Annotated in this window: 10 protein-coding genes and 3 tRNA genes; 3 read left to right on the top strand and 10 right to left on the bottom strand. The window is 64.5% G+C overall.

The annotated features are described in order from the left end of the window. Positions 1-130 precede the first annotated feature (130 nt). The 4 genes from AC1DVS_RS14510 to mutS all read right to left on the bottom strand — a co-directional run bounded on the left by AC1DVS_RS14510 (position 131) and on the right by mutS (position 3,381). A tRNA-Leu gene (locus AC1DVS_RS14510) sits at positions 131-208 on the bottom strand. Positions 209-211: 3 nt separating this feature from the next. After that, positions 212-295 (bottom strand) — tRNA-Tyr (locus AC1DVS_RS14515). A gap of 1 nt (position 296) precedes the next feature. Next, positions 297-374, bottom strand: a tRNA-Leu gene (locus AC1DVS_RS14520). A 427-nt stretch (positions 375-801) separates the two neighbouring features. Further along, positions 802-3,381: a DNA mismatch repair protein MutS gene (gene mutS / locus AC1DVS_RS14525; RefSeq protein ID WP_478024451.1), complete on the bottom strand. Its 2,580-nt coding sequence runs from the start codon at positions 3,379-3,381 to the stop codon at positions 802-804. Positions 3,382-3,601: 220 nt separating this feature from the next. Between mutS and AC1DVS_RS14530 the strand changes: the two genes are divergently transcribed. Continuing rightward, on the top strand, positions 3,602-4,774 hold the full coding sequence (locus tag AC1DVS_RS14530; protein ID WP_478024147.1) for a serine hydrolase domain-containing protein: 1,173 nt from the start codon (positions 3,602-3,604) through the stop codon (positions 4,772-4,774). Between the two features lie 45 nt (positions 4,775-4,819). Here the strand turns inward: AC1DVS_RS14530 and AC1DVS_RS14535 are convergent, their stop codons facing one another. The 4 genes from AC1DVS_RS14535 to AC1DVS_RS14550 form a co-directional block, all read right to left on the bottom strand. Further along, entirely contained in the window at positions 4,820-5,119 is a 300-nt protein-coding gene (locus AC1DVS_RS14535; RefSeq protein ID WP_478024149.1) for a hypothetical protein, read from the bottom strand. A gap of 524 nt (positions 5,120-5,643) precedes the next feature. Beyond that, positions 5,644-6,420 (bottom strand): hypothetical protein, encoded by a 777-nt coding sequence (locus AC1DVS_RS14540; protein WP_478024150.1) that lies wholly within the window; start codon positions 6,418-6,420, stop codon positions 5,644-5,646. A gap of 53 nt (positions 6,421-6,473) precedes the next feature. Further along, complete coding sequence (locus AC1DVS_RS14545) at positions 6,474-7,136, bottom strand: hypothetical protein (RefSeq protein WP_478024152.1); 663 nt, start codon at positions 7,134-7,136, stop codon at positions 6,474-6,476. A 136-nt stretch (positions 7,137-7,272) separates the two neighbouring features. Then, the gene (locus tag AC1DVS_RS14550) at positions 7,273-9,177 is read right to left on the bottom strand and encodes a PEP/pyruvate-binding domain-containing protein (protein WP_478024154.1); all 1,905 of its coding nucleotides are present in this window, start codon (positions 9,175-9,177) and stop codon (positions 7,273-7,275) included. Between the two features lie 239 nt (positions 9,178-9,416). Between AC1DVS_RS14550 and AC1DVS_RS14555 the strand changes: the two genes are divergently transcribed. Together AC1DVS_RS14555 and AC1DVS_RS14560 are read left to right on the top strand one after the other, a co-directional pair. After that, positions 9,417-9,680 carry a hypothetical protein gene (locus AC1DVS_RS14555; protein ID WP_478024155.1) on the top strand — a complete coding sequence of 88 codons (264 nt, stop codon included), beginning with the start codon at positions 9,417-9,419 and terminating at the stop codon, positions 9,678-9,680. A gap of 167 nt (positions 9,681-9,847) precedes the next feature. After that, entirely contained in the window at positions 9,848-10,531 is a 684-nt protein-coding gene (locus AC1DVS_RS14560; protein WP_478024453.1) for a deoxynucleoside kinase, read from the top strand. On the opposite strand, the gene AC1DVS_RS14565 is transcribed toward AC1DVS_RS14560, so the two are convergent. Then, entirely contained in the window at positions 10,515-11,123 is a 609-nt protein-coding gene (locus AC1DVS_RS14565) for a methyltransferase domain-containing protein (protein ID WP_478024157.1), read from the bottom strand. The two genes, AC1DVS_RS14560 and AC1DVS_RS14565, sit on opposite strands and share 17 nt — an antisense overlap. A 113-nt stretch (positions 11,124-11,236) precedes the next feature. After that, positions 11,237-12,304, bottom strand: coding sequence for a hypothetical protein (locus AC1DVS_RS14570; RefSeq protein WP_478024158.1), 1,068 nt, complete (start codon positions 12,302-12,304; stop codon positions 11,237-11,239). Positions 12,305-12,587 lie beyond the last annotated feature (283 nt).

The raw sequence follows: 12,587 nt of genomic DNA on the forward strand, positions 1-12,587 counted from the left end.
GTGTTTCCGGGACATCGGCGGGAGTTGGCTGATCGTGCACGATCACGCCTCAGTTCCGGCGGATTTCGAGAGCGGCCGAGCGCTCACGGACCTAGCGCCTTGAGACTGGTACGCCGCCGCCGAGTGGAAATGGTGCCGGGGGCGGGAGTCGAACCCGCACTGTCCACCTTTTGAGGGTGTCGCCTCCTGCCTGTTGGGCTACCCCGGCGATTGGTGGGAAGGTGTGGACTCGAACCACTCCCCGAAGGACCGGAGTTACAATCCAGCCGGCGTATCCGAACGCCTTTCCCTTCCCGTGGTGGACCCCCTCGGATTCGAACCGAGACTGTGATGCTTCTAAGGCACCCGCCTCCTACCAGTTGGGCTAGAGGTCCGGTAACTGGCGGAGTGCGCTGGGATCGAACCAAATGCCTCGCGGCACCTCTCGCTTAGCAGGCGGAGCCAGCGACCTTCGCTGGATCACACTCCCGATATTGGCGGAGGGTGGAGGAATCGAACCCCTAACCTTGCGGATAGCCCGGTTTTCGAAACCGGTTGCACTCCATAGCGCGCCACCCTCCGTAGACGGGTGACGCAGATCGTCGTTCCGTCAGTATCGTAAACTGATACTGGATGACGAGATCAGGGCGAGCAGTGCGTTCATGGGGCGGGCTTCTAGCGATGACCTGAGCATAGTCAACCCCAAACTGCTCTCGCAAGCGGGAGGGATTTGGCGGTTACTTTGCGCGACGTGCAAAATCGTTGCCCGTGGCCATGCCCATCCCGTTGCGATCGTTCAGGGTAAGGTGGCGTCCGCGCCGCTCATGATTCCCGCGCCAGCGCCTTGAGCCGATACAGTATCTCAAGCGCGTCGCGCGGGGTGAGGGAGTCGACGTCGATCTTCTCCACTTCGGCCCGGAGTGCATCGACCTCTTCCTCAACCTCGGCGGCCATGGCTGCGAACAGGGGGAGATCGTCGAGCCCGGCCGCGAGCCCGCCAGTCTTGGCGCGGCCCGCCTCGAGCTTGGCGAGCACCGCCTTGGCGCGGGCGATGGTGATCGGCGGCAGGCCCGCCAGCCGCGCCACCGCCAGGCCATAGCTTCGATCGGCCGGCCCCTCACTGACCTCGTGAAGCAGCACCAGCTCCCCCTTCCATTCGCGGGCACGGACATGGTGAAGGGTGAGCGCCTCACAGCGCTCCGCCAGCCGGGTCAGCTCGTGATAATGCGTCGCGAACAGGCAGCGGCAGCGATTGTCCTCATGGATCGCCTCGACCACTGCCCAGGCGATGGCGAGACCGTCATAGGTCGAGGTGCCGCGCCCGACCTCGTCGAGGATGACGAAGCTGCGCGGCGTCGCCTGCGCCAGGATCGCCGCGGTCTCCACCATCTCGACCATGAAGGTCGATCGCCCGCGCGCGAGATTGTCCGAGGCGCCGACCCGGCTGAACAGCCGGTCGACCAGCCCGAGCTTCGCGGCGGTCGCGGGCACATAGGAGCCGGCCTGGGCCAGCACAGCGATCAGCGCATTCTGGCGCAGGAAAGTGGATTTGCCGCCCATGTTCGGCCCCGTCACCAGCCAGAGCCGCGAATCCTCGGACAGCCTGCAGTCATTCGCAACGAACCGCTCGCCTCGCGCGGCAAGCGCATTCTCGACGACCGGATGCCGCCCGCCTTCGATCTCGAAACAGCTATGCTCGACCAGCGCCGGCCGGGTCCATCCGCCCTCGGCCGCGCGCTCGGCAAGCCCCGCCGCCACATCCAGCCGGGCCAGCGCATCGGCGGTCGCAGCGATCTGTTCGCGCCGGTCGAGCGCGGCAGCGCTCAGGTCCTCGAGATGCGCCGCCTCCGCGGAAAGCGCGTGGGCGCCTGCCTGCGTCACCTTCAGCGCGACCTCATGCAGTGCGGGCGCATTGAAGCGGACGACGCCGGCCAGCGTCTGGCGGTGGGTGAAGCCACTCTCCGCCTTCATCAGCGCATCGGCAAAGCGCGCGGGCACCTCGATATGATAGCCGAGCACGCCGTTATGCCTGATCTTGAGCGCCGATACGCCGGTCTGCGTGCGGAACTCGGCCTCGAGCGCTGCGATCGCGCGCCTGCCGCCAGCACCGGCATCGCGCAGATCGTCGAGCGCCGCGTCATAGCCCTCGGCGATATAGCCGCCGTCCGATGCATCGATCGGCGGCATGGGGACGAGCGCGCGGGCGAGCAGATCGATCAGCCCGCCATGGCCGCGCAGCTGCGGCGCCAGCTCTGCGAGCAACGCGGGCGGCTGATCGACCTTGTCGAGCCGCTCGCCAAGTTTCCATGCCCCGTCGAGCCCGTCGCGAAGCTGTCCGAGATCGCGCGGGCTGCCGCGCCCCGCGGCAAGGCGCCCGAGCGCGCGGCCCACGTCGGGCAGGCTACGCAGCGTCGCGCGCAAGGCCTCGCGCAAACCGCTATCATCCGTGAGCAATTGCACGAGATCGAGCCGCGCCTCCACCGCCGCCCGATCGACCAGCGGCGCGCCGATATCGGCGGCAAGCAACCGCGCCCCGGCGCCGGTGACGGTGCGGTCGACCGCGTCGAGCAGGCTGCCCTTGCGCTGGCCATTGGTGGCGCAGGTGAGCTCGAGACTGTCGCGCGTGGCGGCGTCGATCGCCATATGCTGCGCCGCCTGGAGCAGGCGCGGCGGGCGCAGAAAGGGTAGCGATCCCTTGGCAGTGTGATCGAGATAGGCGACCAGCCCGCCCGCCGCAGCGAGCCCTGCGCGGCTGAACTGGCCGAAGCCGTCCAGCGTCGCGACGCCGAACAGCCGCTTCAGCCGCGCCTCGCCGCCGGCACTGTCGAACTCGGATTTGGGGCGAAGCGTGGTCGCGGCCTGTTCGAACGCGGTCGCTTCGGAGGCGATCGTCTCGGCCGGCGCGAGGCGGGCCAGCTGGGTGAGGAGCCCGGCCGCATCGGTCTCGATCAGCTCGAAGCGCCCCGTCGAGACATCGGCAGCGGCGATCGCCACGCTGCCGGCGACCTCGCCGACCGCCACGCACCAGTTGGCGGTGCGGGCATCGAGCAGCGCTTCTTCAGTGAGCGTGCCGGCGGTGACGACGCGGATGATCGCGCGCGAGACGAGCGCCTTAGAGCCCATCCGCGCCCGGGCAGCGGCGGGGCTTTCGGTCTGCTCGGCGATCGCGACGCGGTGGCCGGCCTTGATCAGCCGGGCGAGATACCCTTCCGCGGCATGGACGGGCACGCCACACATCGGGATCGGCTCGCCGCCATGCTCGCCGCGCGCGGTAAGCGCGATATCGAGGCAGGCCGCGGCGATCTTCGCATCCTCGAAGAACATCTCGAAGAAATCGCCCATCCGGTAGAAGAGCAGGCAATCCTCGGCATCGGCCTTGAGCGCGAGATATTGCGCCATCATCGGCGTGGGAGCGGGGGCGTGCATGGTTCGCGAGGTAGCGGGAAATTTGCGAGCCGTCATGGGGTGTAGATGCGCTGCGTCACGAGATGCGGCCGAGCGTTGGGGACGAGGCGCCGATCAGTCCCTGGTCTTCGCGCTCCAACGCTGGTGGCCCCGCTTGACTCGCAGGCCCGGTCCCGGTTTTTATCGCTCCAAAGAAGGGCCGAGAGGATTTCAGACCATGCCGGACCTGACGCGACGCCAGGCCATCGCGGGCTCGGGCGCGGCTGCGATCCTCCTGGCCCGGGGCGCTTCCGCCTCGCCGCCCGCACGATCTCTCGACGCGGCGCTCACCGCTATCGCCGCCAAGCTGGTAACTGATTCTGCAACCGCCGGAGTCAGCCTGGGTGTGGGCGGGGAGGGCCGCGCACCGCTCCTGATCGCCAGGGGCAGCGCCAACCTGGAGACCGGCAGCCCGGTCACGCCTGCAACCGTCTTCCGCATCGCCTCATGCACCAAGCAGTTCACCGCCGCGGCGGTGCTGCTGCTCGCCGAACAGGGAAAGCTCGCGCTCGATGCACCGATCGACACGATTTTCCCCGGATTCCCCGCCCATGCCGGCGGCGCGCGCCCGACGGTCCATCAATTGCTCAGCCATATCTCGGGGATCCACGATTATGTGATGGGCGGTCTGCCCGCCGATGCCGGAGACGCATGGCGCTACGATCCCGCCCGCGCGCAGGTCATCGCCCGCATGACCCCGCTCTATGATTTCGCCCCCGGCACCCGGTGGAATTATTCCAATTCCAACTATGTTCTGCTCGGCGCGTTGATCGAGAAGCTGACGGGAAGCTCTTACGGCGATTTTGTCGAAGCCGCGCTGTTCCGCCCGCTGGGGATGACATCGACTGCGCTCGACCATCACCAGGATCTCGTTCGCCACCGCGCCTCGGGATATGGCCTGGTCGGGAACAAGCCGGGCGCATTTCACAACGCCTGGTATTCGGGGCTTCCGGTTGCCGAAGGCGGGGTGCGATCGACGACGGGCGATCTGCTGCGCTGGAACGCCGCTCTGTTCGGCGGGCGCGTCCTGGCGGCCGACAGCCTGAAAAAGATGACGACAGCGGTGACAGTTGCGGGCGGCATCCCCTCGGGATCGGCGCGCTTTGTTCCACCAGGTCAGAATCCCGGCAAGCCGCCGGCTTTCGTCGAGCAGTCCGATTACGGCTACGGCCTGGAGATCAGCCGCATGTTCGGCCATCCGGTGATCTGGCACAGCGGCGGATATTCGGGATTCAACTCGATCCTGATGCACTTTCCAGACCGCAAGCTCGACGTGGTGCTGCTCACCAACACTGATAACGGCGCGGTGCCGGGTTTCGAGCCTGTCCTGCGCACCGTCCTGACCGGCTGAAGCTCAGCCCGCGCAGCGCCGGGTTCTCATGATGACGGGCCGTTATCACCGCCCGCTTTTGCCGAAGCCGGTTTTGGCCAGGAGATCATAGTCGACCCAGCGATAGGTGTAGCGGGCAGGCCCATCGCCTAACGCGACAAACAGCACTCTGCCGCGGGGCAGTTGCGATTCTGTGCAGGCCGCAAGCCGCCACCAGTTGCACTGCGAAGGCGAAAACAAGTCCCGAACCTGTCGGGCGGTCATCGCCGGCGCGTAAATATCGACTGCCTGATCCCGGCAGCCGCCGGGCGACGGCTGGCCGAAAAGGGCACGTACCCTGGGGAGAGTGGAAGGCGCTGTCGCCATGGTGAGTTGCAAGGAGGCGATGCGTCCCGCTGTCGGCGATACGGGCTGTGCAAAGACCAGGGCATTGGGATCATATCCCTTTGACACAGTCTTTATCGGCAACCGCTCATAGAAATATGCGTTCGCTGCCGCTGCCGCCTCCCCCGCGTAAACAAGAGGAAGGTCCAACGATGATGTGTTGAACATTGCAGGCTCGTAAGGGAGTCCCGCTTTCCTCCTGCGCTCCATTTCGAAGGCGTTGGCGGTTACACTGCCACCGGTTGTAAATGAAGTCGTCGCCCGGCGGATGGGCTGTCCCAGCCGGAGCGCCGGAATGGGTATTTGAGTCCCTGTGGTTGATCCGCCAAATTCGGTAAACCGCGTCGAACAGGGCGGCGCAGACCAGTATGATAGAGGCCCCACACTCTCAGGCGGCCTGTACATTCGGGCGACCGAACCCGCAGGCAACAGGATCAAAGCCAGGCTGACGGTCGCCGGAATCCATCGCGAAACGCGCATCTCAAATACCTCTCACTGCCTCGCCATCACGACGGCTTCGCGAAATACCCCTTGGCCAGCAGGTCGTAATCGACCCAGCGGTAGAAGTTGCTCGCCCCTTTCCCGGTCCGCAGGACAAACAGCACACGGCCATGGGGCCATTGCGACCGCTGACAGGCGAAAAGCTGGTACCAGTTGCAGCCGGACGTCGAGAACAGGCTGCGCACTTGCCCGGCCGTCATCGCCGGCGCGTACACATCAAGCGTTTGCCGCTGGCATGCTTCGGAGGAAGCCCGCAGCCCGCCGACCACACGCAGCTTTGGCGTGGCGGCGGGTGCTTTCTTCATGGCGAGGCCCAGCGAAACAATCTGCCCGCGGGTGTCGGAAACCGGTTGGGCAAAAACAAGTGCTCCGGAATCATAGGCGCCCGATACAGGCTTCAACGGCAGCCTTTGATAGAGATATCCGCCAGTAGTTTCAGAAGATCGGGCAGCGTAGACGATCGGCAGCGCGGATGAGGAGCTGTCAAAAATTGCCGGTACATAGGGAAGACCGGCCTGCTTGCGGCGCATCATTTCGTCGCTGTTGGACGTGCCGCCTCCGCCGGTGGTGAAGGAGGTCTTCCCGCGGCTGACCGGCGACCCAAGGCGCAGCGCAGCGATCGGGATGTCGGGGCCGCTCGTCCGTCCTCCAGGCTCGGAGATCGTCGAACGGCATGGGCCGCTGCTGGCGAGCAAGATCCGCGGCGGGCCTACGGTCTCCGGTGGAATGAAGAAGAGTGCGCTTGAACTGGAGGACGTCGCGACAAGGGCGAGGCCGGCCACCATCGAAATCGCTCGCGAAACTGCCATCTCAAATACCCCTCACCGTCTCGCCATCACGACGGCTTCGCAAAGCGCGCCTTAGCCAGCAGGTCGTAATCGACCCAGCGATAGATACTGCTTGTCGCTTTCTCGGTCCGCAGGACAAACAGCACACGGCCATGGGGCCATTGCGACCGCTGACAGGCGGAAAGCTGGTTCCAGTTACAGCCGGACGTCGAGAACAAGCCGCGCACTTGCCTGGCTGTCATCGCCGGCGCGTACACGTCCAGCGTTTGCCGCAGGCATGCCCCAGAAGAAAACAGCAGGCCGCTCACCACGCGCAGCTTTGGCGGGGCGGCGGGCGCTTTGTTCATGCCGAGGCTCAGCGAAACAATCTGCCCGCGGGTGTCGGAAACCGGTTGGGCAAAAACAAGCGGCCCGGAATCATAGACGCCCGATCCAGGCTTCAACAGCAGCCTCTGATAGAGATACCCGCCAAAAGTTTCCGAAGGTTGGGCGGCGTAGACGACCGGCAGCGCGGATGAGGAACTATCGAACACCGCCGGCGCATAGGGAAGACCGGCCTGCTTGCGGCGCATCATTTCCGTCATGTTGGCCGTGCCGCTTCCACCGGTGGTGAAGGAGGTCGCCGCCCGGGTGACCGGCGACCCGAGGCGGAGCGCGGCGATCGGGATTTCGGCGCCGCCCGTCCTTCCTCCGGGCTCGGTGATCGTCACAGCGCAGGGCCCGCCAAGCGCTATCGGCGGCGGGCCTACAGTTTCCGGCCTTCTGATCATGAACGCGCTCGAACCGGAGGACGTCGCGACAAGGGCGAGGCCAGCCACCATCGAAACCGCTCGCGAACCACGCATTCTAATTCCCCCGCACATAGTCGCGTGACTGGACGATCATGATCTGACCGCCGACGATGAGCCATTCCACATCCTGCGGGCGGTTGCCGAACCGCTCCTGGATGTTGAGGCCGATAGTGCCGAGGCGGCGGACGAGATCGTCGGACAGAACCGCACGGTTCGGATCGACCTTCACTTCCTCGACACCGCCGTCCGGCGAGAAGTGAAGCATCACATCATCCTGGGATCGGGTGAGGATCTGGACCGAATCGAGCTCGGGACGGTAGATCAGCTGCTCGGCGATCTTCTTGCCCTCGACGACGCGGATGCCGACGCCGCGCTTGGCCGCGATGAACACGCGTTTTTCGATCGCCCGCTCGTCGAAGGGATCGACTGTCGTCATCACCCCGGCGGCATCCGCATCGATCCCGATCTGGACGAGCACGGCCGCGCGAACCGCACGGTGATCGATACCGGCCCGCTCGCGCGCGGCAAAGGCCCGGTCATTCCATATCGAGCCCCAGACCGTCTTCAGCGCCCCGGCCAGCGCCTCGGTGCCCTTAACGTTGGGCACCGTGTCGTACAGGCCCGCGCCGTTGAATCCTGGCAGATCCTCGGCATTGGTGGACGAGCGGACGAAGACACCCTTGTCACCGAGCAAGGCGGCGCGACGCCGGGCGATTGCCGCCATATCAGCTTCCGGCACGCGGCCCGCCGCAAAGCGCGCGCGAAGCGATGCCAGCGCGGCCTTGCGCCATACAGCGTCGGCCCTCCGCGGATCCGTCAGCAGCGCCTCGATATCGGCGCCGATGCCGTTCGCGGCGACGAAACGGTCATAAGAGGAAAAGGGCACGCTGAACCCGGGCGGCACGACAAAACCGGGGTTCTTGATGCTGCGCGCGAACGCCGCCACCTCAGCCAGGTTGGCGGCTTTCGTGCCGGTGCGGCGCACCCATGTCGCATCCTGCTCAGCCAGCGCCGGCAACCCGACATAGGCGAGATCGGCGCGTGGCGCGCGCACCGCTATGCTCGCTCGCGCTTTCTGGGCAGCGCGGATCTCGGCGGGGGTGGCAAGGCGGACGATGACGTTCGTGCCGGTTGCATCAAGCACCACCTGGCGTCCGTTCAAACCCGCCCAAAGCTTGTCCGCATCGACATGATAGGCATTGGGGATGCGCCATGTCTTGGCGAGCAGGCTGACATGATTGATCGGCGTCGTGAAAGTCGCCGAAACGATGCCCGCGACCGGCGGAAGACGCACCGGGATCGTCCTGAGCAAGGCGATGTCGCCCGGCAGCAGCGCATCCTCGCCGTCCTCATCGACCAGCACGAGGCGCCCCGTCGCACGCCCGCTATTGAGGACAAGCTGCTCCCGGCTGCCATAGGCCTGCTCGACGCTGATCGTCGCCAGCCCGGCCTTTTCAGCGGCCGCGCGCTGTTGTTCCGAGTTTGGCTTGAAGGTCAGCGGCGCCTGGAACCCGGCCTGGAGCCGCTGCATCATCATGGCGAGGAGCTCAGGGCTGACGACATCCCCCTCCCAGAGCTCGACACCGTAGCGGCCCAGGCGCGGGTAGCGCACGACCGCGCCAAGCACGAAGCGGCGATTGGGTTTGGAATAATTCGCGTCGTTGAAAGCATCCACGTCCGCGAGCGTCAGGTAACGCGCCTGCAGATATACATAATGATATTCATAGCGTTTCGTGTCGATCCAATGGACGCGGGGCGGATTGGCGCTGCGATCGATGGCGAACATCACGCGCGGCAATGCCATGAAGCGCCCGCCGCCCTCGGTGCGGGCAAGGGCGTTGAAGGCCGCGTCGCTCGCGATGCGATCTGTGCCATGGGCGGTTTCAGCCGGGGGGCTCGCGGCGGCGCAGGACGATGTCACCGCAGCCCCCGCAATCATGACCGCCAATATCCTGGACATCGCGCCGTCTCCCCTCAACCATATGACGCATCCGGTCATGAACATCTCCTGACCGTGCGGCCAGTAGCTGCGCGTAATGAGAGCCCCGTGCGGCGGCGCTGAAGAGGGGAAAGTCGAAGCGGAGGGGCGGGCGGTCCTTTGTGGCGGGCAGGCAGGCAACCCGGCCGGCCGGCTGGCGAAGCGGGCCGCGACTGGTGTGCGGGGGAATCTGACACCCTGCTGTCCGGCCAAGCCGGCCTGTGATCCTGGAAGAGGCGTACCGGCTGGTGACGGTGCGTGACGGCCATGACGAGATCGAACCGCCCGCCAACCGGGCGCTCTTCCACGCGCCGGCGGCGATCGCCCTGAAGGGCAGCGGCATCGCGATGCGCCGCTGGAAGCAGATCGTCGAGCGCGCCGAACTCAAGCAGAAGATGGACCATCAGAGTGAGGTCGTGTTCGACGGGCGGATGGGGAAGGGGGTGGTTCGGGTTTTGCCGGGGGATGGGAAGTGGGGTGGGTGAGGTGGAGAGTCGCAGACCCACTTTGCTGGCGACCAATATCACTGTAATGTCGTCCTCCCGATCAGGCGCCTGAGCAGGCTTATAAGAGGATCCTCGTGGAGAGCCACCGGACTCGCTTCATCGCAACGAGCAGTGCTGAAATCGGACCGGTGGCTGCCGAAACGCTAGTGCCCCGGTCTGAGCGCTCGCGGCGATGGCTAACCGCGCTCCTGCGAAACCGCCGTCGGCAAGGCCGGATCGAAGTATGCGGAGGGATAGGCGCAGGGAAGTCAACAGTCGCAGCGACTATCGCCAAAGCGTGGGGTCTGCGGCTCGTCCGCGAAACTTACGAAGAGATTCCATTCTGGTCTAAATACTACCGTGAGCCCACAGAATATGAGCTTGAGAAAAACGTGAGCTTCCTGCTGGCTCACGGCGATGCCATACGATCGGGGCTCCGCGGCGCGCCACATGACCGGCCGGTCCTATTCGACTTTGCCCTCTTCCAAGACCTCGCTTATGCTGATCTGTCCTCGTCGGAAGCAGACGCGCAGGCTGTTGAGATGCTGCACGATCGTCTGACTGATCGGTTCGGCGGGCCCAGCCTTCTGCTCCACGTCCATTGCCCTGTCGGCATTCAACTCAATCGCATCCGCCTGCGCGGACGAGCGCCTGAAGCGGAAATCGGAGAAGCCTTTCTACGCGCACTCTCCCTTCGAATCGAAGACCGTGTCCAGAGGCTTCGCACACGCCTGCCGGTCATCGACATCGATACTGAAGCCCTCGATTTCGTCGACGATCCAGGTGACTCCGTTCGAACGGTGGGCGAGAGGCTTCGAGCGCGCATAGCGGAGCTCAGCGCGGCGCTCTAACGACGTAGGCAGCGACAATCGGCGTGCCCGGCTCGACACAAAGGAGCTTGGGCGCCGGCTCGGTATCCAGCGCCTCGATTCCGAGACCCTGCCGTTCCTCCACGACAAGCCCGGCTGCCTCGATCATCCGGACCTGGTCGGCCCCGTCACTGACGTAAGAAGGCATCGACAGCCGGGCTCCGTCGGCTCGAACGAATTCGGCGAGATCACGCTCGCCGTCCTGCCGGAATCGTGACGCCCATTCGAACGAAGGAGTCGTGAAGAGGCAGGCGCCGCCGGGTTCAAGAATGCGCATCACCTCCCGCCAGAACAGGGGGCTGTTGTACGGGTCGCCGAGTGAACAAACGATCAAAGATGCCGTCCGCGATGCCAACCCTGTCGCATCGGCGGAGGCAATGATTGAGCGCGCGCCGCCGGAAGTCCACCGGCGCGAATAGGACAGCATGCCTGTGGAGTTGTCGACCAAAATTACCCTGGACAGCGCACCCGTAGCCGACGCCTCCGGCGCCAAGGCTGAAAGTCCCGGTCCGATCTCCACGAGACTGCCAGTTACCGGCATCCTCATCCGCAGACGCGGCACGAGGAACCTCATGCTTAGCTCCCGCAGGTCCCGGCAAGTTGGATGGCGAGCGCCATCATAGTATTCGAAGGCGACATCCTGATAGGATGCTACGCGCTCCGCTACCTGCTGTACTGCCGCTCTGTTCATCCTGCTGGTCCCTTGATTTTAAGGCTCGGTGCGGCAGTTCGCAATGGAGCCAACGTCTTTGAAAGAGCTTCACCAAGCTGCAGGACCGATTGTGACCCCTCGATTGCTTTAGCCTTGGCCAGCGCTGCCGGGTCATCGCCGAAGGCGTTCTTGTCGGTGGAATCGATGAATAGAATTCCCATCGGGATCGACTGATGTCTCACTACGACGCTTAGGCAAGAAGGGCGCGTGTTCACCTGCTGACCATGCGCTTCCTCTTCAGTCATTCCCCAGTTTTCAATGAGAACCCCTACAGAGCCAGCCCCAGCGAAAGCGTCTCCCGTTCCGTGCGAAATCTTGGAGCGCCAACTGCGGCCGATTATACCATAACGCTGTGAGAAGCGCCTGTGGGCACCTCCACCGTTCGGATAATAGTCAACAAGCTGGTAGAGGTAGTCGGGAAAGATCACATCATTAACGTGAATCGTTCCGCGAAACCCCTTGATGCCGGAGCCCACGTTGGAGACGATCGCGTTTTTCACGAGCGTCGGTATGTCCTGTATCTCGGCAATGCGCTCATATTCTTGCGCGGCACCGGTGATCAGGTCCTGAAACGTCCCGTGGAGCTGCCGTTGCGCCAACTCCACTGTCTCCGAGTTGATCTCGATCTCGACCCCGCCCGCGCTGATCTTTCTAATGAGCCGCGTTCCGAAGCCGAAAATTCTCGCCAGGCGTGCGTTGTAGGCGACGAAGGTCAAGGTAAAGAGGAAAGCAAATGGCCAAGCCAAGCGTCCTAGCAGGACTGACCACCATGGGCCGGCATCCTTGTCCGCGTCATCGCGTTTCGGCGATGGCTGACTCGCCGCGTCACCTGCCTCAGGCGGTTTCTTCGGCGCGTCAGCCGGCCGGGTCACCGTGGATTGGCCAATGAGAGCGCCGCTGCCGCGCGGCGCTGGCACCCCGGCATTTGTCGCGAGAGTTGGCCGAGGCATGGAATACCAAACCAGTACTTCGGCCACGCTGGCCCCGACCAAAGCAGCACAAATAGCCGGCACGATGGAGATGGTTAGCCAGTTGGGTCTCATCTTATCGCTTTCGAACGTCTCTGCTTCCTAGGCCACTTAGCAGGTGGTTGGACATGCGCGAAAGGGAGTCTCAACGACGATGAGATGGCGCTTCCCGCATCTGCTACCGAACTGGGCGATCTTCCCCGCGCTGACGTTATAGGTCTGAGGGGCGGCGGCATGGTGGCGCACAGCTGAACCCAGATCGTCGAGCGGCCGAACTCAATTCGAAGATGGGACAGCTCGTGCGGCATAATTTTGTCGAGCGAAGGTCGATGACAGTGCATATATTTCGTTGGTTCTG

This window comes from Sphingomonas sp. P3_C5 (assembly GCF_056402635.1).

What these genes read in the sequence shown, in the direction of transcription:
- AC1DVS_RS14570 (WP_478024158.1), bottom strand. Translation starts at nt 12,304, where the DNA reads ATGAGACCCAACTGGCTAACCATCTCCATCGTGCCGGCTATTTGTGCT.
- AC1DVS_RS14530 (WP_478024147.1), top strand. Translation starts at nt 3,602, where the DNA reads ATGCCGGACCTGACGCGACGCCAGGCCATCGCGGGCTCGGGCGCGGCT.
- mutS (WP_478024451.1), bottom strand. Translation starts at nt 3,381, where the DNA reads ATGATGGCGCAATATCTCGCGCTCAAGGCCGATGCCGAGGATTGCCTG.
- AC1DVS_RS14565 (WP_478024157.1), bottom strand. Translation starts at nt 11,123, where the DNA reads ATGAGGTTCCTCGTGCCGCGTCTGCGGATGAGGATGCCGGTAACTGGC.
- AC1DVS_RS14550 (WP_478024154.1), bottom strand. Translation starts at nt 9,177, where the DNA reads ATGTCCAGGATATTGGCGGTCATGATTGCGGGGGCTGCGGTGACATCG.
- AC1DVS_RS14535 (WP_478024149.1), bottom strand. Translation starts at nt 5,119, where the DNA reads ATGGCGACAGCGCCTTCCACTCTCCCCAGGGTACGTGCCCTTTTCGGC.